Origin of the sequence: Methylosinus trichosporium OB3b, assembly GCF_002752655.1 — a bacterium.
In the GTDB taxonomy this organism is placed as follows: Bacteria; Pseudomonadota; Alphaproteobacteria; order Rhizobiales; family Beijerinckiaceae; genus Methylosinus; species Methylosinus trichosporium.
This window is the reverse complement of the sequence record NZ_CP023737.1, coordinates 3,288,982-3,314,423: the sequence shown is the minus strand read 5'-3', so window position 1 is coordinate 3,314,423 and position 25,442 is coordinate 3,288,982. Positions and strand designations below refer to the sequence as shown.

General features: G+C 67.0%; 23 protein-coding genes. 17 read left to right on the top strand and 6 right to left on the bottom strand.

What is annotated here, in order from left to right; all coding sequences use genetic code 11:
- Positions 1–317: 317 nt before the first annotated feature.
- The 4 genes from CQW49_RS15865 to CQW49_RS25665 all read right to left on the bottom strand — a co-directional run bounded on the left by CQW49_RS15865 (position 318) and on the right by CQW49_RS25665 (position 6,860).
- Complete coding sequence (locus CQW49_RS15865) at positions 318–1,658, bottom strand: hypothetical protein (protein ID WP_003610065.1); 1,341 nt, start codon at positions 1,656–1,658, stop codon at positions 318–320.
- 365 nt (positions 1,659–2,023) lie between these two features.
- Positions 2,024–3,268: an SWIM zinc finger family protein gene (locus tag CQW49_RS15860; RefSeq protein ID WP_003610066.1), complete on the bottom strand. Its 1,245-nt coding sequence runs from the start codon at positions 3,266–3,268 to the stop codon at positions 2,024–2,026.
- 3 nt (positions 3,269–3,271) lie between these two features.
- Entirely contained in the window at positions 3,272–5,944 is a 2,673-nt protein-coding gene (locus CQW49_RS15855; RefSeq protein ID WP_003610067.1) for a DEAD/DEAH box helicase, read from the bottom strand.
- A 379-nt stretch (positions 5,945–6,323) separates the two neighbouring features.
- Positions 6,324–6,860 (bottom strand): sugar transferase, encoded by a 537-nt coding sequence (locus CQW49_RS25665; protein WP_003610068.1) that lies wholly within the window; start codon positions 6,858–6,860, stop codon positions 6,324–6,326.
- Positions 6,861–6,893: 33 nt separating this feature from the next.
- On the opposite strand from CQW49_RS25665, the gene CQW49_RS25660 reads away from it, so the two are divergent.
- A complete protein-coding gene (locus CQW49_RS25660) occupies positions 6,894–7,139 on the top strand; it encodes a glycosyltransferase (protein WP_024749609.1) in 246 nt (81 codons plus the stop codon).
- A 587-nt stretch (positions 7,140–7,726) separates the two neighbouring features.
- Here CQW49_RS25660 and CQW49_RS15845 read toward each other — a convergent pair.
- The gene (locus CQW49_RS15845; protein ID WP_003610070.1) at positions 7,727–9,223 is read right to left on the bottom strand and encodes an exopolysaccharide biosynthesis polyprenyl glycosylphosphotransferase; all 1,497 of its coding nucleotides are present in this window, start codon (positions 9,221–9,223) and stop codon (positions 7,727–7,729) included.
- Positions 9,224–9,592: 369 nt separating this feature from the next.
- Between CQW49_RS15845 and CQW49_RS15840 the strand changes: the two genes are divergently transcribed.
- A complete protein-coding gene (locus CQW49_RS15840) occupies positions 9,593–10,111 on the top strand; it encodes an HNH endonuclease (protein WP_024749610.1) in 519 nt (172 codons plus the stop codon).
- Positions 10,112–10,127: 16 nt separating this feature from the next.
- Positions 10,128–10,604 (top strand): hypothetical protein, encoded by a 477-nt coding sequence (locus CQW49_RS15835; protein ID WP_003610078.1) that lies wholly within the window; start codon positions 10,128–10,130, stop codon positions 10,602–10,604.
- A 6-nt stretch (positions 10,605–10,610) separates the two neighbouring features.
- On the opposite strand, the gene CQW49_RS15830 is transcribed toward CQW49_RS15835, so the two are convergent.
- Positions 10,611–12,158, bottom strand: a complete 1,548-nt coding sequence (locus CQW49_RS15830; protein WP_003610080.1) for a helicase HerA-like domain-containing protein — start codon at positions 12,156–12,158, stop codon at positions 10,611–10,613.
- 375 nt (positions 12,159–12,533) lie between these two features.
- On the opposite strand from CQW49_RS15830, the gene CQW49_RS15820 reads away from it, so the two are divergent.
- From CQW49_RS15820 to CQW49_RS15760, 14 genes are all read left to right on the top strand, one after another.
- Positions 12,534–13,160 carry an SCO family protein gene (locus CQW49_RS15820; RefSeq protein WP_003610082.1) on the top strand — a complete coding sequence of 209 codons (627 nt, stop codon included), beginning with the start codon at positions 12,534–12,536 and terminating at the stop codon, positions 13,158–13,160.
- A gap of 98 nt (positions 13,161–13,258) precedes the next feature.
- Positions 13,259–14,023, top strand: coding sequence for a M48 family metallopeptidase (locus tag CQW49_RS15815; protein WP_003610084.1), 765 nt, complete (start codon positions 13,259–13,261; stop codon positions 14,021–14,023).
- A 154-nt stretch (positions 14,024–14,177) separates the two neighbouring features.
- Positions 14,178–14,618 (top strand): ArsC/Spx/MgsR family protein, encoded by a 441-nt coding sequence (locus CQW49_RS15810; protein WP_003610087.1) that lies wholly within the window; start codon positions 14,178–14,180, stop codon positions 14,616–14,618.
- 34 nt (positions 14,619–14,652) lie between these two features.
- Entirely contained in the window at positions 14,653–15,609 is a 957-nt protein-coding gene (locus tag CQW49_RS15805; RefSeq protein ID WP_003610089.1) for a bifunctional enoyl-CoA hydratase/phosphate acetyltransferase, read from the top strand.
- Positions 15,606–16,796 (top strand): acetate/propionate family kinase, encoded by a 1,191-nt coding sequence (locus CQW49_RS15800; protein ID WP_003610091.1) that lies wholly within the window; start codon positions 15,606–15,608, stop codon positions 16,794–16,796. The genes CQW49_RS15805 and CQW49_RS15800 overlap by 4 nt, the downstream gene beginning before the upstream one ends.
- 74 nt (positions 16,797–16,870) lie before the next feature.
- Complete coding sequence (gene pheS / locus CQW49_RS15795; protein WP_003610093.1) at positions 16,871–17,953, top strand: phenylalanine--tRNA ligase subunit alpha; 1,083 nt, start codon at positions 16,871–16,873, stop codon at positions 17,951–17,953.
- 20 nt (positions 17,954–17,973) lie between these two features.
- Positions 17,974–18,273: a hypothetical protein gene (locus CQW49_RS15790; protein WP_003610095.1), complete on the top strand. Its 300-nt coding sequence runs from the start codon at positions 17,974–17,976 to the stop codon at positions 18,271–18,273.
- 297 nt (positions 18,274–18,570) lie between these two features.
- Positions 18,571–18,720 (top strand): hypothetical protein, encoded by a 150-nt coding sequence (locus CQW49_RS25165; RefSeq protein ID WP_003610096.1) that lies wholly within the window; start codon positions 18,571–18,573, stop codon positions 18,718–18,720.
- A 100-nt stretch (positions 18,721–18,820) separates the two neighbouring features.
- Positions 18,821–21,241, top strand: a complete 2,421-nt coding sequence (gene pheT / locus CQW49_RS15785; protein WP_003610098.1) for a phenylalanine--tRNA ligase subunit beta — start codon at positions 18,821–18,823, stop codon at positions 21,239–21,241.
- Between the two features lie 2 nt (positions 21,242–21,243).
- A complete protein-coding gene (locus tag CQW49_RS15780) occupies positions 21,244–21,525 on the top strand; it encodes a hypothetical protein (RefSeq protein WP_003610100.1) in 282 nt (93 codons plus the stop codon).
- Between the two features lie 26 nt (positions 21,526–21,551).
- Positions 21,552–23,330, top strand: coding sequence for an FAD-dependent oxidoreductase (locus tag CQW49_RS15775; RefSeq protein ID WP_003610102.1), 1,779 nt, complete (start codon positions 21,552–21,554; stop codon positions 23,328–23,330).
- Between the two features lie 81 nt (positions 23,331–23,411).
- Positions 23,412–23,774 carry a hypothetical protein gene (locus CQW49_RS15770; protein ID WP_003610105.1) on the top strand — a complete coding sequence of 121 codons (363 nt, stop codon included), beginning with the start codon at positions 23,412–23,414 and terminating at the stop codon, positions 23,772–23,774.
- 98 nt (positions 23,775–23,872) lie between these two features.
- Positions 23,873–24,373, top strand: coding sequence for an RNA polymerase sigma factor (locus tag CQW49_RS15765; protein WP_003610112.1), 501 nt, complete (start codon positions 23,873–23,875; stop codon positions 24,371–24,373).
- A gap of 80 nt (positions 24,374–24,453) precedes the next feature.
- Positions 24,454–25,386, top strand: coding sequence for a FecR family protein (locus tag CQW49_RS15760; RefSeq protein WP_003610114.1), 933 nt, complete (start codon positions 24,454–24,456; stop codon positions 25,384–25,386).
- The last annotated feature ends 56 nt before the right edge of the window (positions 25,387–25,442 follow it).

Here is a 25,442-nt window from a genome sequence, read left to right as displayed (position 1 = left end):
TGTCCGGTTAAGACAGACACTCACTACAACGCGGCCGGGGCGCCGCGCTGACGCCGCCCCATTGGCCGAACGTGACCCGTATCAGACGTTGCATCGGACTCGTCTGCGCGTCCACAATGGGCGGAAAGGCGGCATAAGGCGAACGCGCCTCGAATGTCTGCTTCCGGCGAAATCTGACGGCCCTACGAAAACATTGCCGCTTCCGATTTTCTGTAGTTGTGCGCGATCAAGCGGTTTCTTGACGAAGGTCGTCGTCATTCCGTTATGGACGCACTCGTGGAACGCATGGCGGTCGAGTGGATCGTGCGGTTCGCCTGCTATTGCATGAACTCCAGCAGCGGACCGGCCGCAAAACATTGTCGTTCGGCCCATCGGTGAAAGGCTGGTCGCTCGTTCGGCCGAAGATAGACCGCTGTCACGACTTCGGTGTCGCAGTAGATCACGCTGAAACGTCCCTTGTTTCGACGCGCGAGAAGAGCGTTCACCGTTTCGAACAGCGGCGACAGATCCATTCGCTTCGCGGCGCCCATCTCGAAACGTGCGGAGGCTCCGTCGTCCATCATCAGATCCACGACGAGCTCTTCCGGTTTTTCCGTCTCGGCAACCGAACGAACGGTGAAATCCCCGCCCGCGAGGGCTTCGAGTTCCTTCACCTTTTCCTTCGAGAATTCGCCGGGCCAATGTTCGTTGACAACGCTGATAGAGGCGGCGTTTTCGAAAATCGAGGCGGAATGCGCGTCGAGAATGGTCACACGGTCGTCTTCGCTCAGGGTCCAAAGGTCTGGCAGGACCGCCTGGAGATCGCTGCCGCCATAGAGGTCGTCGAAGGCGTCCGACTCGCCTGCCAGATCGAGCAGCATCAAGAGATCCAATGTATTGCCGCCGATCAGATCACTCCTGCCGGCGAAGAATTGCTCCAGGTCGCCAGCTCGAGACCGGCTCGCGCATTCGCGGAGAACACGGATCATGAGTAGATCGCGGTTCAAGGTCGGAACAATCCTGAACCCGCCGTCTTCCAGCCGTCGAATGCTGTCTCGCACGAGGCGCGCATTGGCTTCGTTCGCCAGAAGCACGTCCATCGAACGTCGCCACTCCTTCATGGCATCCTGAAGCTCGGCGGAACGCTCGGCCGCGGAATTCCGACGCCAATTCCAGATACCTTGCGCTGCGTCCTGAACCGCTCGTGCGATCTCGCGGCGATTCTTGAAGAGATGAACGACCAGCGGAACAACGAGCGCAAGACCAAACAAGAGGAAGGCGACGCCAGCCTTGATCCCGACCTCGTCCTGGAACTTTCGTTCCGCGATGTCGGCGAGGATAACAGGACGAGCCGCCTCCGCTAGCGCAATGACCTCCGTCTTCGATGTCGTCAATTCACCGTCCGTCGTGATTTGACGCCAGAAGCGGACGCTGATGTGGGTCGGGCCGTAGGCGTGCGGCCGCCCGAAGGAATCTGTCCAACGAAGCTCGATCAGATAAGTCTGGGGCTGCCCGGATTGACGCGTGGCCGGATAGGCTCGCGCGATCGATGCGATGGCGTGGTAACCTCGCTCGGTCATTTCCCGGAAGTCGCGTTGATCGCGCCAGGAGCCGATCGTCATGAACAACCCGACGACCAGCGAGAACGGCCCCAGAACCAAAGCCAAAAACCAAAGCATCGCAATTCCCTATTTCGAAAATGAAGTGAGCGACATTTAGCTGTCTCGATTTCGAGGAGCCCGGCCCGCCGTCCGTCCGTAATGAAACGCGACGTCACGATAGCCTCCCGGCGCACACGAATGCAAATTGTCAACCCACGCTTTCCAAAACTAACAAGGAAAGTTTGTGATTTATGCGGGCCCCCAATCACGGAGTAAGCCGACCTTCTGCCGGATCTCGATTTAAGTCCGCAACTGGCTCCGAAGCGGACATCAAGCGCGCGGACCAGAATGTCCGCCGTTGGCGCATAGACGCCGCAGAAAGAATGGCGAAGGCATCCCTATATGTCGCGGGTGTCTATCTTAACCGGACGGGCATGGATCGATCAACCGCGGCTCTTTTTCGCTTTCGCGCCGATCCATTTCGCCGCGCGCGTTCGGGCATCGGATTGCGTCCCGCGGCGGGAAGACGGCTTGTTTCCCTCGGCGGCGGCGCGCAGCGACGGCTCGGGCTTCTTTGTGGGCGATGTCGCCTTCGGGGCGCTTGCCATGTCCGGCGGCGCCACGGAGGGCCGGCGGGCTGCGCGCTTGCCTTTCGTTCCCGAGTCTTCTTTCGACGCCTCTACCGCGTCGAGGATCACGGGCGCCGACTTCGCGCGCCGCTTTTGCGCCGTCACGCCCGCATCGGTCTTCGATCGCGCCTTTGCCTCTGCTGCGACGACAGGCACAGGGGACGGCGAAGCGGGCGCCTTGGATTTCGTCGAGCCGCGCGTCTTCGGCGCGGGCGCCACCGGGGCTGCGCTCGCGGCGCCCCGGCTCGCCCGGCTGGACTTCGGGCTTTTCGACGCCGGCGCTTTCTCAGCCCCGGCTTTGCGCGCGGGGCTGTGCTCCCCGCCTGCGATCGCCACGGGCTCCCGCGCCGCCGGCGCCATGTCGATGCCGAACAGCGCGGCGACGTCGTCCGCGGCGAGGATGCGCTCGCTCTCATTCGGTCGCGCCGCCGCCGCAGCGGCGTCGGCGTTGGAGACGAGATCGGCGCTGTCGACGCCGCGCAGCAGGAACAATAGCTCCGGCTGCGCATCGAGGCGCGCGCCGACGCCATAGAGCGCCGCCGCGACATGCTTGCACATGTGCGCCCCATCCGGACAGGAGCACGACATTTTGATCTCGCGCGGGGACGGGAACAGGCCGTCGCCCTCGCGGCAGACGCGCTCCATGATGTGCTTCGAAATCTTGCCCTTCAGCAATTCGACCAGCGAGCCGATGGAGCCGGCGCAATCGCGGCAGATCGCCTTCCAGCGTTCCGTCGTCGCCGGGGTGACGGCGATCTCGATCGTGTAGATCTCGGAGCCGCTGACAATCGAGGTGATTTTACCTTTGGCGATTTGCAGATCGATGACCGATCCGTTGCGCACATAGGTGCGCCCGCGCGGCAGGCGGCTCTCGAAATCGGAATAGCGCTCGAGATTATCGCACCAGGCCGTGCCCCAAAAGCTCTGCGCGATCTTGCGGCCTTCGATCACGACCGGCGTGACGATGCGCCCCTTCTTCTTCAGCTTCGTCACTTCCTTGGCCGCCTGGGCGCGACGTTGGGCGACCGGGACGTAGGGAGGATAGCTGAAGTAGGACATGTCTCACGCTTCCTTCATCGCCGCGTCGAGATCGAGCCGCACCAGCGCCATGAGGTCCCGATCATTCATCCCCGCGAGGTCGATCTCCTGGCCGCCGCCGAGGACATCCTGCGCCAATTGCCGCTTCGACTCGATTAGCTGATCGATTCGCTCCTCGATCGTGCCACGGCAGACGAATTTATGCACCAGCACATTGCGCTTCTGGCCGATACGAAAGGCGCGGTCGGTCGCCTGGTTTTCCACAGAGGGATTCCACCAGCGGTCGAAATGGGCGACATGCGAGGCGGCGGTGAGGGTGAGGCCCGAGCCGCCGGCTTTCAGCGACAGGACGAAGAAGGGGATGGTCTCGTCCTCCTGGAATTTCTTCACGAGGTCCTTGCGCTTGGCCACCGGCGTATCGCCATGCAGCACGAGGCCGGAGCGGCCGAACACCGAGGCGAGCAGACGCTCGAGCGGCGCGATGATCTCTTTGAACTGGGTGAAGACCAGCAGCTTCTCCTGACGGCTCGCGACCGTCTCGGCGATCTCGGCGAGCCGCGCGAATTTGCCGCTCTGCGCCGGCTCATAGGCGCCGTCCGACAGCCATTGCGAGGGATGATTGCAGATCTGCTTCAAGCGCATCAGCATCGCCAGAACCAGCCCGCGCCGGGCGATGTCGTCGTCCGCCTGCTTCAGACGCTGCTCCAGCTCGTCGACCGCGACCTCATAGAGCGCCGCCTGCTTCTTGGAGAGTGCGCAAAAGGCCGGAACTTCCGTCTTGTCCGGGAGATCGGCGATGACGCTTTTATCGGTCTTGAGGCGGCGCAGGATATAGGGCGCCGCCAGCCGCTTCAGCGGCGCATAGGAGGGCGGCTCGGCGGCCGCGAGGCGCTTCACGAAATCGGCGAAGGCCTTGGAGGTTCCGAGCAGGCCGGGATTGATGAAATCGAAGATCGACCACAGATCGCGAAGATTGTTCTCGATCGGCGTGCCGGTGAGCGCGATGCGCGCCTGCCCGCGCAAGGATTTGACCGCGCGCGTCTGCTTGGCGTTGGGGTTCTTGATCGCCTGCGCCTCGTCGAGCACGACGAAGCGCCATCTGGTTTCGGCGAAAGCGCTTAGACGCAAGAGCGTGGCGTAGCTGGTCACGACGAGATCGGCGGCCGAAAAACTGTCCGGCGTGACCGCTTTCAGTTCCGCGCCCGCCATGAAGGCTGGATGACAGACGACGACGCGCAGGCTCGGCGCGAAGCGCTCCGCCTCGGAGGCCCAATTGGCCAGCAGCGAGGCCGGCGCGACGAGAAGGCTCGCGCCCCCCTCCGGCGCGCGGCTCTTTGCTGTGAGCAGCAGCGCGAGCAGCTGAATGGTTTTGCCGAGGCCCATGTCGTCGGCGAGACAGGCGCCGAGCTCGAGGCGCGTGAGCAGCGCCAGCCATTGCACGCCGGCCTTCTGATAGGGCCGCAGATCCGCCTTCAACGCGGCGCCCAAATCGGCCTCGCCGGCGGCCTGCGGATCGCGACAGGCGCGCAAGGTTTCGGCGAGCCAGGGGCCGGCGTCGATATGGCCCCATTTCGCATCGGCCGGCGCGGCTTTGGCGCCGATGTCGGCGCCAGCGACGAGCCGCATCGCCTGCGCGAAATTCAGCCCCTCTTTATCGGCGAGCCGCTCCACCGCTTCGAAGCGCTCGAGCGTCGCCTTCAGCCGCTCGCGGTCGATCTCGACCCATTTTCCGCGCAGCAGAGCGAGGCCGGCGGTCGATTCGAGGAGGCTCTCGATTTCCTCCTGCGTGAGCGGCTCGCCGTCGAGCGTGACGCGCATGTCGAAGTCGAGCATCTGCTCGACGCCGACGCGCGACGGCTCATTGGAGCCGATCGTCGCTTCGACCTCGGGACGACTCGGGCGATTCATGCGCCAGCTCGCCGGCATGCGCACGATCAGCCCCGAGGCCTCCATCGTCTCGACGCTCTCGAGGAAGCGCATGGCGTCCTTCGGCGTCCAGCGTAACGGATGAAAAATCTCGCCGGCGTCGACGATCTCCTTCAGCCAATCCAGCCGCTCGGCGGCGTGACTGACCGGCTCCAGCAGCTCGAGCAGCTTGCGCTTGTCGTCGGCATGGTCGCGCAGCGCCTGCGCGAGCGGCGCATGACGCAAGCCGCCCTGCTCGCCGAGCGAGGCCGCATAGGTCGCCATGAAGGCGAAGGGAAAATCGGGATCGCGCCGGTTCTCGGCGAGATTGAGATGCACGCGCCCGACCAGCCGCCAGCGGCGATCCGCGCCGGCCATGAAATCCCGGAGCGAGTTGCGGCTCTCGGCGAGCTCGAGGCGAAGCGCTTCCGCCATCCGCCCCCATGCCGCCACGAGGATGTGCGCGGTCAGATATTCGCCCCCCGCCATCGGCGGGGCGGCGTCGACCAGCTCCGACAGCACGCCCGCAGACGGCGGCTCGCTCGCCGCCTCGAGCGACAGGCAGAGCAAGCGCACGAAGCGCATCGCAAAACCGCGCCAAAAAGCGAGACCGGGCGGCAGATCGGCTCCCGCCTCGGCGAGACCGAGATGCAGCAGACCATGACCGTCGCCGCGCGAAAAATACGCCGCGAGCCGCGCCGCGATCGCATCGTCGAGCGGCGCCTCGTCCTCCCGCGCCTCGAGGCGCAGAGCGCCATGCGGCGTCAGAACGGGAATGAGCGAGAGGGACATGAGAGGCGAGCGGTCTCGGAGGCGAGCGCGTCACCTTATCAGACGCATATCGGCGTCGTCGATGGAGCGTCGAGCGGCGCGCGGGCCGACGCCTGTGGATGGCTCGATCCGGCGGCCGCTAACGGCTTTGCCCGTGAGCTGTTGCACATCGACCGTCCCGGCGCACAATGTTCTTGCCACAGACGAATGGCGCCAAGGGCTATTGGTGATCGGAAGAAGGCCTCGTCCGCGAGACTCTGTCCTAACAGATGAAGCAGCCGGCTCGAATCGAATCTGGGCGTTTGGGTGGAGACCAGGAAATCTCATTGGTCTCAGGCATCCAAGAGACCTACGAAGAAAACATTCTTCCGCCGGAGTCCGCGACGGCCGAATTGGCGCGTCAATAGGCCCGCTTGTCGCGAAAGATCATCATCAATGTCCTGACGACGATATCGATATCGAGCCAGAATGTCCAATTGTCTATGTAATAGAGATCGCAATCGACGCGGTTCTGGAGCTTGTCTAATGTGTCGAGTTCGCCACGAAAACCTTGAACCTGCGCCCATCCTGTCATGCCGGGCTTCACGCGATGGCGAACCGCGTAATAGTCGACGAGTTCCTCGAGATTGTGGCCCTCGGTTCGCGTGGACAGCGCATGCGGCCGAGGACCGACGATCGACATGTCGCCGCGAAGAACGTTGAAAAGCTGTGGGAGCTCGTCGATGCTCGTGCCGCGGATGAAGCGTCCGACCCGCGTCACCCTCGGATCGTTCCGGCGCGTCTGAACCGAGGCGTGAAGATCGGTCTTTTCGGAGAACATCGAACGAAACTTCCACAGTTCGAAGGTCCGGCCGTTGAAACCGACTCGGGGCTGGCGAAACAGGATCGGCCCGGGAGAATCGAGCTTGATCGCAAGGGTGGTCGCGGCCGCATCCATTTTTTGGGCTTTCGGAATGATATACCGGATTTGATGAGCGCGGTGGACATGGTTCTGCACACATCGATCGCTCCGGAGCCGTTCGGCAGGGTGATCGTCGAGGGCATGATGGCTCAAAAGCCGGTGATAGCGACGGCGGCTGGAGAGGCTCTGGAGATCATCGAGAATGGCGTGACCGGCATGCTGGTCGAGTGCGAAATCATTTCGTCGTCTCGTGAGGTTACCGGGCATGGTAACCGAGGCGGGGCTTCGCCGCGTGACCGCGTTCCGGCAGAATGAGCCGCCCCGCCCCCGCTTTTCGTGAAAACCGTCGGCGTGACGGCCCGCCATCACCCCGAGAGGAAGCACGCAAAAGGCGCCCGCTCGGACGACCGGTCGCGGTCCGACTCGCCGTGCGATGCAACATGCTGGCCGAGGTCGGCCAGCAGCAGCGAGGGCGCTTTCGACGGGCTTCACCGCGACGACCGACGCCTTTCGGCTGCGGCGTTTCGCGCGGGTCGGGCGACGAAACGGTTCGCGCTCGGCATCGCGGCCGTCAGGAAAGAGGCAAAGCCGTGCGAGGTGAGAAGCAACTCTGAAGGATGCGCGGCGGCGGCCGCAGCGCAGCGCGCGTCGACGCGCGCACGACTGCATTCGTGCGAGGCGCTGAGCGAAAAAGGCGAGGGCGTTACAAATGTCCAGGGATCGTCATGCCGCGCTCGTCCATCCACGCCGGGCCACCGAGATGCGTAAAAGGAGAAGGCGATGATGTCGGCTCATGTTCCAGCATTCAGGGGCGTTACGGCGCGGATGGCCGCGTCGAGCGCGGCCATGACGCTGGAAACCCATAACGGCATTGCGCATTCCGAGGCATGTCATGGCTGCGCTCACAGCGCGTTGCGATAGGCTTTCTTCGAGAAGACGATCATGAAGATGATCCATGCGTCCATCGGCAAGGACCAATGGTCGATGTAATAGAGGTCGTGCTCGACGCGCGCGCGGATCTTCTCGGGCGAGTCGATCTCGCCGCGCAGGCCGTTGACCTGCGCCCAGCCGGTGATGCCGGGCTTCACATTGTGGCGGCGGGCGTAGAGCGCGATCTCGGTCTCATAGAGCTGGTCGTGCACGAGCGCATGCGGGCGCGGTCCGACCAGCGACATGTCGCCGCGCAGCACATTGAGGAACTGCGGCAGCTCGTCGATATTGTAGCGGCGGATGAAGCGCCCGACGCGGGTGATGCGCGCGTCGCCCGCCGTCGCCTGCGTGACTTTCGCGCCGTCCTCCATCGTCGTCATGGAGCGGAATTTGGCGATGCGGAAGGGCTCGCGATTGAAGCCGTAGCGGCGCTGGAAGAACAGCGCCGGGCCTTTGCTGTCGAGCTTGATCGCGACAGCGGTGAGGAGCAGCAGCGGCGACAGCACGACGAGTCCGAGCGCCGAGAGCGCGATGTCCATGGCGCGCTTGCCGAGGATCTCCAGCGCGTCATGCGGGCGACCGTTGAGGTTGAGGCTGGTGATCGCGCCGATCTTGTTGACATGCGCGTCGACGAAACGGTCGAGCACGCGCTCGGGGCCGAGATGGACCGACGCGGGCACGCGCAGAAAAGCGGTGACGCAATGGTCGATCACATCGGTGCGCGACCAGGGCGCGAGGATGAACACATCGTCCGGCCGCAGCATGCGCGCGGAGGCCTGGGCCAGCGCCAGATCGTCGCGGAGCGCCTCGGGCTCGTCGCGCAGAGCGACGGCGGCGACGACATTCATGCCGCTCTTCCAGGGATGATAGCGCCGCGTGAACGCCTCGATCTCGCGTTCGAAGCCGACGAGAAAGACGCGCCGCGCCGACACGCCGCCGCGCTCGGCGCTGCGCTTGACGAGCAGCACGAGGCTGGCGCGCTCGGCGTAGATCGCGAGCATGCCGACGGCGTAGAACAGCACGAAGGCGGCGCGCGAGGACTCCTCCGTCGCCTTGGCGAGAAATCCGAAGGCCAGCGTGCACAGAACCGCGACGCTCCACAGCAGGAAGCAGCGCCAGCCGTGTCCGGAAAAATCGAGGTAATTCTTGATCGAATATTCGTGCCGCATCACATTCGACAGCACGAACAGGATCGCGGCGAAGAGGCACAGGCGCAGATTGGGCAGCGTCAGCCCGCTCACATTATAAGCGAGCGAATAATACAAAGTCTCGCAGCCGATCGCGCTCCACAGCACGATGGCGAAATCGAGCAGCGCCGCCATGACGGAAAAGGACGCCCGCACGAGGGCGGTGTTCTGTCCCGGCATGGCCTGCGACCAGCCGCGACGCGCGGGGACTCTCTGCTCGCCGCGAGCGCGCGCCGCGCCCTGTGGCGGGGACGGAATGGAAAGATCGGCGAAACGCGACACGGCCTGCCTCCAACCCGATGATTCGGCGCCGTGCCGATTTGAAGCAAATTGTTGCGATCGGCCGGCGTTCGGGAAAAAGACTGCAAGCTATGCGCCCAGCGCCGGCGCGAGCGCGCTCGCGGAGCGGCCGGCATGGTTCGGAATGTGATTTTAAATAGTTTATTTACAGCGCTTTATGTCGTGAATCGAGGCTCGGACGGCCGGATTCCGACCGGCGCGGCGGATCGAGCCTTCACAATGGCGTCATCCTGCCTGTAGACTATGGGGCGTCGGGAGCTGGAGGGGCGGTCCGGCCGATTATTCGCGAGGGCTGAGGTGAGCGTTCACTTTCGGCAGTCCATTGTCTCCCCGCAGGCCTGCCCTGCGCTGGTGCTCAACGCCGATTACCGGCCGCTGAGCTACTACCCTCTTTCGCTCTGGGGCTGGCAGGACGCGATCAAGGCCGTGTTCCTCGACCGGGTCAATATCGTCTCGGAATATGACAAGACGGTCAAAAGCCCGACCTATGAGATGCGCCTGCCCTCTGTGGTCTCGCTCAAGTCCTATGTGCGGCCGGCGCGCCATCCGGCGTTCACGCGCTTCAACGTGTTTCTGCGCGACCGCTTCACCTGCCAATACTGCGGCGCGCAGCATGACCTCACCTTCGATCACGTGATCCCGCGCTCCAAGGGCGGGGCGACCACATGGGAGAACGTCGTCGCGGCCTGCTCGCCCTGCAATCTGCGCAAGGGCGACCGGCTGCCGTTCGAGGCGCATATGATTCCGGCCCAGCCTCCGTTCCAGCCGAGCGTCGCCGATCTGCATCGCAACGGCCGGCTGTTCCCGCCCAATTATCTGCACGACAGCTGGCTCGATTATCTCTATTGGGACTCGGTCCTCGAGCCCTGAAAGCCACCCTTCGCCGATGCTGCGTCGTCTCGTCGTGATCCCCTTCGGCTTTCTGTTCGCGGCCGGAGCGGGGATGATCTTTCTGCCGCTCGCCGCGCTCTTCGATGCGACGACGCGCGACGTCGGTCTCGGCCTGGCGCTCCGCGCGCTGTTCGGCGATTTCGCCGACGCCTATGGACCGGACGAGGCGGCGGCGGCGCTCGGTTTCGTCTTCTGGGCCGTGGGCGTCGGAGTCTGCGCGGCGCCGCTCGCCGTGGTGGCGCTGATCGGGGAGGCGGCCGGCGTGCGCGCCTCCGCCTGGTATATCGGCGCGACCGGGCTGCTCGCCGCGGCCGCACCGTGGATCCTGCGGGCGGCGCGCGGCTCGGCCCGGGCGGGCGAGATGACCGCCGCCGAAGGCCGTTTCGCGCTGCTGTTCTTCCTCACCGGAGCGCTGACGGGCGCGATCTATTGGCTGATCGCCGGACGCGGCGCCGGCAAGGCGCCGGGCTGAACCGGCTCAGCGCGAGATGCCGCCGAGCACGCCGCGCAGCACTTCCTTCGCCACCTGCGTGCCGATCGAGCGCGCCGCCGATTGCACGGCCGAGCGCAGCGCCAGCTCGCCGGCCGAGAGGCGCTTCGGGTTCTCGCGCTTGAACAGGCCGCCGACGAGGCCGCCGAGCATGCCCGTCAGCCCGCCGCCGGAGGAGGCGCCGGCCTCGACCGGGGCGCCGCCGGCCGGCCCCGCGCCCGCCGAGCGCAAATGGCCTTCGGCCCGCTTCTGCAGCACCTCATAGGCCGATTCGCGATCGACGGCCGTATCATATTTGCCGCGCAAGGCGCTCGTCGCCAGCGTCTGCGCGCGCTCCTGCGGCGTGACGGGCCCGACGCGGGCGGCGGGCGGGGCGATCAGCACGCGGTCCACGACCTCGGGCTTGCCCTTGGCGTCGAGCATGGAGACGAGACCTTCGCCGACGCCGAGCTGCATGATCGCCTCCGACGTGTCGAAGGCGGGGTTGCGCCGAAACGTCTCGGCCGCGGCGCGCACGGCGCGCTGGTCGCGCGGCGTGAAGGCGCGCAGCGCATGCTGCACGCGATTGCCGAGCTGGCCCAGCACCGTATCGGGCACGTCGAGCGGGTTCTGCGTGACGAAATAGACGCCGACGCCCTTGGAGCGAATGAGCCGCACCACCTGCTCGATCGCGGTGAGCAGCGGCTTGGGCGCATCGTCGAACAGAAGATGCGCCTCGTCGAAGAAGAACACGAGCTTGGGCTGCGCGAGATCGCCGACCTCGGGCAATTGCTCGAACAGCTCGGACAAGAGCCACAGGAGAAAAGTAGCGTAGAGACGCGGCGAGCGCATCAGCCGGTCGGCCGCGAGAATATTGATGACGCCGCGCCCGTCGCGGTCGGCGCGCAGGAAGTCGGCGATGTCGAGCGCCGGCTCGCCGAAGAATTTCTCGCCGCCCTGCGCCTCGAGCGTCAGCAATTGGCGCTGGATCGCGCCGATCGAGGCCGGCGCGACATTGCCATATTTGGTCTGCAATTCGCTCGCATGATCGGCGACGAACTTCAGCGCCGCGCGCAGATCCTTGAGGTCCAGCAGCAGCAGGCCCTGCTCGTCGGCGACGCGAAACACCACATTGAGCACGCCCTCTTGAATCTCGTTGAGCTCGAGCAGCCGCGCGAGCAGCAGCGGCCCCATCTCGGCGATGGTGGCGCGCACCGGATGTCCCTGCTCGCCGAAAATGTCCCAGAACACGACGGGAAAGCGATCCGGCTCGTAAGCGAGGCCGATTTCGAGACAGCGGTCGACGAACGCCTGGCGCGGCTCGCCCGGCTGCGACAGGCCGGCGAGATCGCCTTTGACATCGGCCATGAACACGGCCGTCCCGGCGTTGGAGAAACCTTCGGCGAGACGCTGCAACGTCACGGTCTTGCCGCCGCCGGTCGCGCCGGCGACGAGGCCGTGGCGATTGCCGACCGCGAGCGTCAGGTAAGAATAGACGCCGTCGGCGTTCGCGCCGACCAGGATCTTGCCGGGAACGGCGTTCGCATCTTCGCACATGTCTTCGCGCCTCTCGTGCGCCTGGCCGGGCGGGAATCGGCCGGGCGGTCTTATATATCTCGAGCGCGCCGGCGCGGGCGCGGATTTCGGCGCCGCCTGCTTTCGCTGCGATGCGGCGCCGACATGAGAATCGGCGACGCTTGGCGAACGCTGCTCCGCAGGCTAAGTTCCGCGGCGGAGAGGAGCCTCGACGACGATCGCCGGTCTGGCCGCCGCAGACGCGCCGATCGCACGGACCCGCGCCGCATGGCTCCGAGCCGCGCGAGGGAGGCGCGGTCTTTCGTCGAAGCGAGCGAGCTCATGTCTGTCGTCCTCCTCGATCGACGCAGCGCGCGGCAGTGAGACACGAACAAAAATCCAATGGGAAGAACGCCGATGTCCAAGAGTTTCGCCAAGGGTTCGCAAAAGAGCCGCGCCAAGAGCGGCGGTCTTCCGAAGCTGCCGCTCCTCGCGATCGGCGGCGCGTGCCTCGTGGCCTTCGCGGCGCTCGTCGTCGTCACCAGCCTGAAGCCGCCGCCGCCGCCGGCCTCCGCGATCGGCGGACCGTTCCGGCTCGTGGCGCAGAATGGCCAGGAGGTGACCGAGAAGGACTTCCTCGGGCGCCCGTTCCTGGTGTTCTTCGGCTACACGCATTGCCCCGACATTTGTCACGCCACTCTGTTCGAGATCTCGGAGGTGTTGCGCGCGCTCGGCCCCGACGCCAACGCCGGCGCTCTGTTCGTCACCGTGGATCCCGAGCGCGACACGCCGGCGATCATGAAGGACTATCTCTCCAATTTCGATCCGCGCATCGTCGGCGTCTCCGGCGACCGCGCCGCGATCGACCCTGTGCTGCAGGAATATCGGATCTATTCCAAGAAGGCCGGGGAGAGCGGCGGGGATTACGCCGTCGACCACACGACCGTCGTCTATCTCATGGACAAGAACGGCCGCTTCGTCAGCTCGTTCAATCTCTCCCGCAAGCCGGCGGACGCCGCGCGCGATCTGCAGCGCTATCTGTGAGCGCGCGATAGAGGCGCAAATGCAACGCCTCCGGTTTTTTTCGTAAGCGCCGCACTTCGCTCTCGCGACGTGCGGGCGCTTTGCGTTAGCATCCCGTCATGCTTCGAATCAGACGCGATGGTCTCGCCAAGGCCGCCGGCTCCTCGGTCATCACCGTCTCGCATGCGGGCGAGACGATCGCGGTGTCGTTGCGGCGCTCCGCCGCCGCGCGCCGTTTCACTCTGCGCGTGCGCTTCGCGGCGCGCGACGCCGTTCTCACAATGCCGTCGCGCTCGTCCCTGCGCGAGGCGCGGGAGTTCACCGAGCGTCACGCCGCCTGGATATCCGCGCGTCTGCGCCGTCTGCCCGACATCATCCCCTTCGAGCATGGCGCGATCGTGCCGATGCGCGGCGTCGACCACAGGCTCGCGCATCGCCCCGGCGCGCGCGGCACGGTGTGGATCGAAGCGCCCGAGGAAGACGCTGCGGCCGTCGAGCTCTGCGTCGCCGGCGCCGCGGAGCATATGCATCGGCGCGTCGTCGATTTTTTCAAGCGCGAGGCGCGCGGCGATCTCGAGCGCGCGGTGCTGCATCACACGCGCGCGCTCGGCCTGCCGCCGCGCGGCGTCGGCCTGCGCGACACGGTGAGCCGCTGGGGCTCCTGCTCGGCCTCGGGCTCGCTGAATTTCTCCTGGCGGCTGGTGATGGCGCCGCCTTTCGTGCTCGACTATCTCGCCGCGCATGAGGTGGCGCATCTCCAGCATCTCGATCATTCCGAACGTTTCTGGGCGCTGGCGCGGCGGCTTTGTCCGCAGACCGATCGCGCCGAGGCCTGGCTCTCGGCGCATGGCGCCCATCTGCACAAATACGGCGCCGCGGAATAGAGAGCGCGGCCCGCGCCGGCGGGAACGCGCCGCGACAACTCCTCCGGGCGACCTGAATTTTGCCGCAAGACGGAATCCGTCGTTCCGCGATGCAAAATTCTGCGCTATGCTCCAGCCCAATCCTTCGTCGGGACCGGTAATTCCGAGGTGACGCATGGCCGACGTGATTTTTTATGAGAAGCCCGGCTGCGCCAGCAATGCGCGGCAGAAAGCCCTCCTCGTCGCTTCGGGCCATTCGCTCGACGTGCGCGATCTTCTCTCCGAGCCGTGGAGCGTCTCCAGCCTGCGACCCTATTTCGGCGAGACGCCGGTCAGGGAATGGTTCAATCCCGCGGCGCCGCAGGTGAAGTCCGGCGAGATCGATGTCGAGAAGATCACGCCTCAGGCGGCGCTGGTCATGATGATCGTCGACCCGATATTGATCCGCAGGCCGCTGATCAAGGTCGGCGGCCGCTGCGAGGCGGGGTTCGATTCCGAGCGCATCGGCGCCTGGATCGGCCTGACCTCCAGCGAAAAGCGCGTCGACGACCGCTGCTCGCGGCCGGCGCCGCGATCCGATGGCGGCACGGAGGTCGCCTCCTTCCCCAGCGACTGACGGCGGAACGTCGGGCGCGGATCGGAGACGGAAGATGCTGTTCAACCGAACGGGCGCGTCCGACGCGCACGTCTGCCGCGCCTTTTTCGACGAGCTGCTCGAGCGCTGCCGCGCCTTGCCGCCGATCCGCATGGGCGTCGTTCATCCTTGTGACCCGGTCTCGCTGAAGGGCGCGCTCGCAGCGCGCGACGCCGGTCTGGTGACGCCGGTGATCGTCGCTCCGCGCGCAAAAATCGCCTCCGTCGCAGCGGCGGCCGGGATCTCGCTCGACGATCTCGATCTCGTCGACGCTCCCCACAGCCATGCCGCCGCCGCCCGCGCCGTCGAGCTCGTGCGCGGCGGCGAGGTCGACGCGCTGATGAAGGGCTCGCTGCATACCGACGAGCTGATGGGCGCCGTGGTGCGCGAGGGCTCGGGACTGCGCACCGAGCGGCGCATCAGCCACGTCTTCGTGCTCGACGTGCCGAGCTATTGCAAGCCGCTGCTCGTCACCGACGCGGCCATCAACATCGCGCCGACGCTCGCGGCCAAGCGCGACATCGCCCAGAACGCCATCGACCTCGCGCATGCGCTCGGCATCGCGCGCCCGAAGCTCGCGGCGCTCTCGGCGGTCGAGACCGTCGACGCCGCGATCCCCTCGACGATCGACGCGGCCGCGCTCTGCAAGATGGCCGACCGCGGCCAGATCACCGGCGCCGACGTCGATGGTCCGCTCGCTTTCGACAACGCCATCTCGCTGGAGGCGGCCAAGACCAAGGGCATCACGTCGAGCGTCGCCGGCGACGCCGATATTCTGCTCGCGCCGGATCTCGAGGCCGGCAACATCCTCGCCAAGCAGCTCGTCTATCTCGCCGGAGCCGAGGATGCGGGGCTCGTGCTCGGGGCCCGCGCGCCGATCGTGCTGACGAGCCGCGCCGACGGCGTGCGCGCGCGCGTCGTCTCCTGCGCGCTGGCGCAGCTCTTCGCCCATCGCACGCTGGAGGCCGTGTGACCGGCGTCCTGCTCGCGCTGAACGCCGGCTCGTCCAGCCTCAAATTCGCGCTCTATGACGCGTCGTCGCTCACGCCTCTCTGTCGCGGCGCGGCTGCGGCGCTCGGCGCCAAGGGGCAGGCGGCGCATTTTTCCGCGCAGGGGTCCGCCGCGGAACCGCTCGCGGCCGGAGCCGCGCTCGCGCCGGACATCGATCATGAAGGCGCGGCGCGTTGGCTGATCGAGCGCATCGGCGCGCGCCTGCCGGAGCTGGAGCTCGCCGTCGTCGGCCATAGAGTCGTGCATGGCGGAGCGGAGTTTTCGTCCCCCGTGCGGGTGACGCCGGAGATTCTGGCGCGTCTCGAGGCTTATATTCCGCTCGCGCCCGGCCATCAGCCGCATAATCTCGCGCCGATCCACAGCCTGCTGGCGAGCCGGCCCGATTTGCCGCAGATCGCCTGTTTCGACACGGCCTTCCACCGGACGCAGCCGCGCGTCGCGCAATTGTTTCCGCTGCCGCGCGCCTTCGCCGAGCGCGGCGTGCTGCGCTACGGCTTCCATGGGCTCTCCTATCAATTCATCGCGCAGGAGCTGCGGCGGCTGCTGCCCGAGCGAGCGCAAGGCCGCGTGATCGTCGCGCATCTCGGCCATGGCGCGAGCCTCTGCGCGATGCGCGGACTCGAGAGCGTCGCCACGACGATGGGCTTCACCGCGCTCGACGGGCTGATGATGGGCTCGCGCAGCGGCGCGATCGATCCCGGGCTGCTGCTGCATCTCATTCTGCAGGAGGGCCTGTCGGCGCTGGCCGTGCATAAGCTGCTCTATGACGAATCGGGCCTCCTCGGCGTCTCCGGGATCAGCGACGATCTGCGCGCGCTCGAGGCCGACGGCTCGCCTGTCGCCGAGGAGGCGATGGCGCTGTTCGCCTATCGCGCCGCGCGCGAGATCGGCTCGCTGGCGAGCGCGCTGGGCGGACTCGACTGTCTCGTGTTCACGGCCGGAATCGGCGAGAATTCGCCGACGATGCGCGCGCGCATCTGCGGCTATCTCGGCTATCTCGGCGTGGCGCTCGACGACGCGGCCAACGCCCGCGGCGCGCTATCGATCGGCGCCGGCGCGGCCGAGGTTCTGGTCGTCGCCACCAATGAGGAGGCGGTGATCGCCGAAGCCGCCCGCGGGCTCTGGCGCGAGGGCGCGGCCGGGCGCTGAGCCCCCGCGTTCTCGACATCCTTGCCCGAGCGTGGCAGAACCGCCACAGAAATTTCAACCGCGTGGCGGAGACGATGACGGATATCGCTGAACTTGAGACGCAGACTTTGGCGGCGATCGCGGCGGCGGCGGACGAGGCGGCGCTGGAAGCGGTGCGCGTCGGCGCGCTGGGCAAGAAGGGCGGCATCTCGGCTCTGCTCTCGACGCTCGGCAAAATGTCGCCCGACGAGCGCAAGACCGAAGGCGCGAAGATCAATGCGCTGAAGGACAAGGCGACGGCGGCGATCACGGCGCGGCGCGAGACGCTGCAGGCGCAGGCGCTGGAAAAGCGCCTCGCCGCCGAGACGCTCGACGTGACGCTTCCCGTGCAGGAGAGCGGCCAGGACCTCGGCCGCATCCATCCGATCTCGCAGGTGGTGGACGAGCTGACGGCGATCTTCGCCGATATGGGCTTCTCCGTCGCCGAGGGGCCGGACATAGAGAGCGACGATTATAATTTCACCAAGCTGAACTTCCCCGAGGGCCATCCGGCGCGGGAGATGCACGACACTTTCTTCTTTGCGCCGGGCGCGGACGGCAAGCGCAAGCTGCTGCGCACGCATACGAGCCCGGTGCAGGTGCGCACAATGCTGAGCAAGGCGCCGCCGATCCGCGTCATCTGCCCCGGCCGCACCTATCGCTGCGACAGCGACCAGACGCATACGCCGATGTTCCATCAGGTCGAGGGGCTCGTCATCGACGAGGCGACCCATATGGGCCATCTGAAATGGGTGCTGGAAGAGTTTCTGAAGGCCTTCTTCGAGGTGAAGGCGGTGAAGATGCGCTTTCGTCCGTCCTTCTTCCCCTTCACCGAGCCGTCGGCGGAGGTGGATGTGCAGTGCCGGCGCCAGGGCGGCGACATCCGCTTCGGCGAGGGCGAGGATTGGATGGAGATCCTGGGCTGCGGCATGGTGCATCCCAATGTGCTGCGCAATTGCGGACTCGATCCGGACAAATATCAGGGCTTCGCCTTCGGCCTCGGCATCGATCGGCTCGCCATGCTGAAATACGGCATGTCGGATCTGCGCGCCTTCTTCGAGGCCGATGTGCGCTGGCTGACGCATTACGGCTTCCGGCCGCTGGACTTCCCGACGCTGGCGGGGGGATTGAGCGGCTAAAAGTCAATGGAGACATGTCGATGATGACCGACTCCAAGATCGGCGAGATCGCGACGGCGGTCCTGAAGCGTCGTTTCGCAGAGGCCGGTTTCCTGAACGCCGAAGCAGCGACGGAAGAAGATTTCGACGGCGGGCCGATCGTTCGAGTGATGGCGCATTTCGCTCGCCCGCTCCACGATCTTCGCACATTCGTCTCCTCGGCCGGAGCCATACGCGACGAATTGTCGAAGTCCGGCGAAGAGCGCTTCGTCATTCTGACTCATGATTACCCGGGATCGGAGCGCGAGGTCGACGAGGATGAAGACGAGCTCGAGCGATGAACACGATGGTAGAACGGCTGTTGTCGCTCGCGGAAGACCTGCAATCGCAGGACGTGCGAAGCGCCGTCTTCCGGCGGCGCGCCGTGAGCACCGCCTATTACGCCGTCTTTCACGCACTCGCGCGTCTGTGCGCCGACGAGCTGATCGGCAAGAACGGAAGATCGTCACGAGATTACGAACGCGTCTACCGCGCGTTGGACCATGGTCCGCTGAAAAGCGCCTTCGAACGCTCGCCACTGAAAGACGATCGGAGATTATGTCGTCGCTCTTCAAAGCGCGCGACACAAGGCGGACTACATGCCTCCAAGGCGAGATTTGCTGCGGCGCGAAGAATGCCTGGAGCTGATGGAGGCGGCCAAGAGCGCCGTCGAACGGCTGAAAGGCCTGGAGCCGGCCGAACGCCCAACCTTGTCCGTGCATCTGCTGTTCAAGAACCGTATGCCGTGAAGTCGCTCTCGAAAGCGCGTCGATCGACGCGCCAGCATGTCGCACGGCCCGAAGGCGCCGGGCTTCCTGCAATGAACAAAAAGCTTCGAAAGCTCGATCAATGAAACTCACACTCTCCTGGCTCAAGGACCATCTCGAGACGAGCGCGACGCTCGACGAGGTGGTCGAAACTCTGACGCGCATCGGCCTCGAGGTCGAGCATGTGCATGATCCCGCCGCGCAGCTGAAGGACTTCGTCATCGCGCATGTGCTCGAGGCGAAGCCCCATCCCAACGCCGATCGGCTGCGCGTCTGCATGGTCGATGCGGGCGCCGGCGCGCCGGTGCAGGTCGTCTGCGGCGCGCCCAATGCGCGCACGGGATTGAGAAGCGTGTTCTCCGCGCCGGGGACCTATATTCCCGGTAAAAAGATCACGCTCGGCAAGGGCGTCATCCGCGGCGTCGAATCGCTCGGCATGCTGTGCTCGGCGGCCGAGCTCGAATTGTCGAACGATCATGACGGCATCATCGAGCTGCCGCAGGACGCGCCCGTCGGCGCGCCTTACGCCAAATGGGCGGGGCTCGACGATCCGGTGATCGAGATCAATCTCACGCCGAACCGGCCCGACGCCGCCGGCATTTTCGGCATTGCCCGCGACCTCGCCGCGGCCGGCCTCGGCACGCTGAAGACGTTGCCGATCGAGACGATCGAGGGCCGCTTCGCCATGCCGCAGCGCGTGACGCTCGACTTCGCCGATGCGGACACGCATCTCGCTCCGCTGTTCGCGCTGCGCCTCGTGCGCGGCGTGAACAATGGGCAGAGCCCCGCCTGGCTGCAGGATCGTCTGCGCGCCATCGGCCTTCGCCCGATCAATGCGCTCGTCGACGTCACCAATTATCTGACCTTCGACCGCGCGCGTCCGTTGCATGTGTTCGACGCTGGGAAGGTGGCCGGCGATCTCGTCGTGCGCCGCGCGCGCGCCGGCGAGGAATTGCTCGCGCTGGATGGCAAGACCTATGCTCTCGACGCCGACATGGTCGTCATCGCCGACGACAATGGCCCCGAATCTCTCGCCGGCGTCATGGGAGGCGAGCATTCGGGCTGCTCGGAGGCGACGACCGACGTCCTCATCGAGACGGCTCTGTGGGATCCGACCAATATCGCCCATGCCGGCCGCAAGCTCGGCATCTCCACCGATGCGCGCTATCGGTTCGAGCGCGGCGTCGACCCGGCTTTCGCTCTGCCCGGCCTCGAGCTGGCGACGAAGCTGGTGCTCGAATTCTGCGGCGGCGAAGCCTCCGACATCGTGGTCGCCGGCTCGGCGGAAACGCCGCCGCGCCAGCTGCGCTTTCCCTTTGGCGAGACCAAGCGGCTCACTGGCCTCGATGTCTCGCGCGCCGATTCCGCCGCTATTTTGACGCGCCTCGGCTTTGCGGTCGAAGCGGGCGACGACGACGCGCTCGTCACCGTCCCGAGCTGGCGCCCGGACATCGAAGGCAAGGCCGATCTCGTCGAGGAGGTCGCGCGCATCGTCGGCTTCGACAATATCGCCGCCGCGCCTCTGCCACGCTGCGCCGGCGTGACGGAGGCCGTTCTCACCTTGCTGCAGAAGCGCACGCGTTTCGCGCGGCGCGCGCTCGCGGCGCGCGGCCTCGTCGAGGCGGTCACCTGGTCCTTCGTGCCGAAGGAGCAGGCCGAGGCGTTCGGCGGCGGCGGCGCGGCGCTGGCGCTCGCCAATCCGATCGCGGCGGAGCTCTCCGACATGCGGCCGAGCCTCTTGCCCGGCCTCATCGCCGCCGCCGGCCGCAACGCCGCGCGCGGCTTCGCCGAAGTGGCGCTGTTCGAGGTCGGCCAGATTTTCCTCAGCGAGGACGAGAAGGGCCAGAAGATCGCCGCGACCGGCCTGCGCCGCGGCCTCGCTCTGCCGACCGGCTCCGGTCGCCATTGGGCGGGGAAGGAGCGCACGGCCGGCGTGTTCGATGTGAAGGCCGACGCGCTCGCGCTGCTGCAATCGCTCGGCGTCGCCACCGGCGGCCTGCAGATCGTCGCCGGCGCGCCCTCCTGGTACCATCCGGGCCGGTCGGGCACGCTGCAATTCGGCCCCAAGGCGATCATCGGCCATTTCGGCGAATTGCATCCGCGACTGCTGCAGCAGCTCGACGTCGAAGGTCCCATCGCCGTCTTCGAGATCATCCTCGACGCGCTGCCTGCGCCCAAGGCGAAACCCACCAAGGCGAAACCCAAACTCGAGCTCTCCGATCTCCAGCCGCTCTCGCGCGATTTCGCTTTCCTCATGGACCGCGCCGCGCCGGCGGGCGAATTGGTCAAGGCGGTGCAGAACGCCGATCGCACGCTCATCGCCGATGTGACGGTGTTCGACGTCTATGAGGGGGCGGGCGTGCCCGAGGGCCAGAAATCGGTCGGCGTCGCGGTGACGCTGCAACCGCGCGACAAGACTTTGACGGATGGCGAGATCGAGGCGCTCGCCCACAAAATCGTCACAGACGCAGGCAAGAAAGCGGGAGCACGATTGAGAGGATGAACATGCAGCGCATGATTCGGGTCGCCGCGGCGGCGACCCTCGTCACCGTTCCGGCCATGGCCGGCCCTCGTTCGATCGCCGATTGCGAGCAGATACAGGCCGCGGACGCCTATAATCATTGCCTCGCCGCCTTCGGCCCCGTCGCCGCCGGCCACAAGGCCCTGCCTTATGCAGAGACCAGCGAAATGCGCGCGGGCGACGCGCGCGGGCGGGTGACGGTGGCCAAGAGCCGGCGCGGACGCGCCCGCATCGTGCTCACGCCCGGGCGGAGCGCCGCCGACTGACGCCAACGCCGCGACAGGGAACGCCGATGCTGCGAAAGCCTGCGCGATGCGATACGACGACGGACGGGATTTCCCGCCGTGATTTCGTCAATGGCCTGCTCGTCGCGGGCGCCGGTCTGACGCCGCTGCGCGCGCTCGCCGCCGGCGAGGCCTGCGACGGGGCCATCGGCCTCGATCCGCGCGTGCTGCGCGGCGGCAATCTTCCCGCGACCTTCCTCGTCTCGCATTGGCTACGCGATGGCCGGCTCGATATTGGCGCGAATGCGGTGACGGTCGCGCCCGGCTGCGACGATGTCGCCGGCGCCTTTCCGATCATCGACGGCGGCGAGAGCTTCGACGCGATCATCGTCGGCGGCGGCCTCGCCGGGCTCTCCGCCGCTTTTCATTTCTTGCGCGAGCGTCCCGCCGCGCGGCTGCTGATCCTCGAGGCGGGGCCGACGCTCGGCGGCAACGCCGGCCGCGACGACGCCGCGCCTCTCCCCGGGCCGGCCGCGACCGCCGGCGCCTATTGCGCGATCCCCGGCGGCGACTGGCTGAAGACGGTCTATCGCGAGCTCGGCGTCGATTGGAACGCTCTGCTCATCTCCGATCCGGTCGACAGTTTTTTTCTCGACGAGCATGCGCCGGGCGCGCTCCCCGGCGCGCGCGGCTGGAGCATCGACACATTCGAGAGCGGTCTGGCGCGCCTCCCCTATGCGCCGAAAATTCTCGCCGATTTCGAGCGCGCGCGTAAAGCGATCCTCCGCCTCGGCGACGCCGGCGTCACCGATCCGGCCGACGAGAGCCCGCCGGAACATGATACGCTCGCCATGGCGAGCCTCGACCACTATCTTCGGATCACGCTCGGCTGCGACGCCGCGGTTTCCGATTTCTTCACCGCCTATACGCTCACCGCCTTCGGCGGCACGGCGGCGCAGGTGAACGCCCATAGCGCGATCGGCTTTCTCGCGAGCGAGTTCCAGCGCCATGCGATCTTCACCTTTCCCGGCGGAACCTCGGAACTGGCGCGGCGCTTTCAGCGCTGGCTCGGCGAAGAGCCGGACGCGCCGCCGCGCGTCGAATTGAACGCCACGGTCCTGCGCATCGATCCGCAGTCGCAGCGCGCCGGCGCGAGCCTCGTCTATCATCAGGACCGCGTGTTCCGCCGCGTCGAGGCGCGGCGGATCATCGTCGCGGCGCCGGCGCAAGCGGCGCGCCGGCTCGTCGACCACATCAGCGATACCGCGCGGCGGCAGGCCTGGAGCCAGATCCATGCGGCGCCGATCGTCGTCGCCAATGTCGCGCTGCGTCGCGCCGCGCCGCTCGTGCAACTCGGATTGGGCTATAGCCAGAGCTGGTTCGGCGGGCGGCATTTCGTCAATTTCACTATCGCCGATTGGGCCGGCGGCGCGCGCGCCGACGCCGGGCGCGCCACGACGCTCACATTCTATGGCGGCTGCTCCGCCGAGCTCGACGCGCTGCCCGAGGCGCGCATGGCGCTGATGCGCACGCCCTTCACCGATTATGAAGATTCGTTGCGCAGCGACGTCGCGCGGGTGCTGCGCGGCGCCGATTTCGATTTCGACCGCGACGTGACGGCGCTCTATCTCTATCGCTGGGGCCATAGCATGTTGCGTCCTCCGCCGGGCTGGCTGTTCGGGCCGGCCGCCAAGGCGGGCGGGGCGCCGGACCGCGCCGCCGCGCCGCGCCGCATCGCCTGCGCCCCGCTCGGCCCGCTGGTGTTCGCCGGCCAGCATGCGCAGGGCGCGCCCTCGGTGGAGAGCGCTCTCGCCTCCGGCCGCCGCGCCGCGCTGCAGGCGCTGTGACGCTGCGGCAACAGCCGCGGATTTATTGCAGCGTGAGCTTTTGTCCTTGACGCCTTCCCCCGTTTTGCCGACCCTGCGACAATGGCGACGCTCCCGCCTCTCCTTCGTCGGATCGCCGGCGCATTCGCGTCCTGCGTCGCGGCGCTGCTGCTGCTGCAGGCGCTGGCCTTCGCCGCACCGCGCGGCCCCATGGCCGAGAGCGGCTGGGCGCCCGTGTGTGCGGCCGCCGGGAGCGGCGCGGATCATGCCCCCGTCGATAAGGGAAGCGGCTGCACGGGGCTCGCCTGCTGTCAGGCCGCGCGGCCCATCGCCTTCGGCGAGCCGGCGCTCGGCCTGCTCACGCGGCGGCCCCGCCTCGTACCAGCGCCGCGGCGCGTCGCCGATGTCGGGCCAGACAGGCGCATGCGGCGCCCCTGGTCGTCGCGCGCGCCGCCGCGCGCCTGAAAGCGTCACGCCTCGTCGTCGCGGAGTGGCAGAGCCCTCCGCCGCCCCACTCGCCGGGCCGCCGTCTCCAGACGCGCGCCCCGCGTCGGACGCAGGCCATGCCCGATCAGACGAAACATTCGCTCCGCGACTTGTTCTTGCGCAACAAGCGCGATCTCCTCGCCTATCTCACCCGCCGCGTGGGCTCGGACGACGCCTCCGACCTGCTGCAGGAGACTTTTGCGCGCGCCTTGCGCTATGAGAGCTTCCGCGAAATCGCCGATCCGCCGGCCTTTCTGCAGCGCATCGCCGCCAATCTGCTGCGCGACCTCGCCCGCCGCCGCAAGATCGAGCGGAGGATCATCGATTCCGGCCGCGACGCCGCCGACGTCCCGAGCGAGGCCGACGAGGGTGAAGGGCGCCTCGATCTCGAGCGCCAGTCGAAACGCTTGCAGGCGGCCATGGCCGATCTGCCGCCCGGCTGCCGCGAGGTGCTGACCCTCGCCATCCACGACAATCTCTCGATCGAGGAGATCGCCGCGCGGCTCGGCATATCGGAGAATGGCGCGCGCAAGCAGTTGCGCCGCGCCGTGCTGCGCTGCCGCGCCGCGGTGGAGTGAGTATTTTACGCGCTTCTGTCCCCTCGAGGGGGTGGGCGCGTCGAAGGAGGCGAAGCGGCGATGAGGGCGGACAGGAATAGATGAACGAGGGGCGTGGACAAAATGCCCGCCGGCGCGAGGCGGCGGTCGATTGGTGGATGCGCCTGCGCGCCGGCCCGCTGGGCGCGGACGAGCAGGCCGCCTATGAGTCATGGCGCGCCGATCCCGCCAACGCCGCGGCTCTGGACAATATCGCGCGCCTCACCGCTCATATGGCCACTCTACCGCGGCCGGCGGCGAAACGGCCCGCGCCGGCGCGTCCCGCGCTGCGGCTCGCGCTCGCCGCTCCGCTCCTCGCCGCGACTGTCGCGCTGCTCGCCGACTGGGGCGAGCTCTCGGCCTTTCTGCGCTCCGACCATTTCTCCGGCGCCGGCGAGACGCGGCTCGTCACGCTCGAGGACGGCTCGCGCGTCCATCTCGACGCCCGCTCGGCGATCGCGCTGCGCTTCGACGCTTCGGAGCGCCGCGTGGAGTTGCTCTCGGGCGAGGCCTATTTCGAGGTCGCGCCGGCGCCGTCGCGCCCCTTCGTCGTGGCCGCCGCCGGCGGGAGCGTCACCGCGCTCGGCACCGCCTTCGATGTGGCGCTGGACGAAACGGGCGCCCACGTCGCCGTCACCGAGCACAGCGTGCGGGTCGCGAGCGGCGGGGCCGAGGTGACGGTCGGCGAGGGCCAGCAGAGCGCCTTTCGCGACGGCGCCGTGGCGACGGCGCCCGCGCCCGTCAAGACCGGTTGGGTCACCGCCTGGCGGCGCGGCAAGCTGATCGTCGAGAATGCGCCGCTGCGCGATCTGCTCGCCGCGCTCGGCCGCCGCAATCGCGGCGTCTTCGCTTGCGCCAGCGCGGCGATCTGCGCGCGCGGCGTCACCGGGGTGTTCAGCGCCGACGATCCCGCCCAGGCGATCGAGGCGATCGAGACCGCGCTCGGCCTTCGCGCCACTTTCGTCACCCGCTTCGTCGCCATCCTGCATGAGTGAGGGGCGCGGTGATGCATAAAAGTCACAGCCCGCAGCTTCCGCGTTCCGGCTCGAAA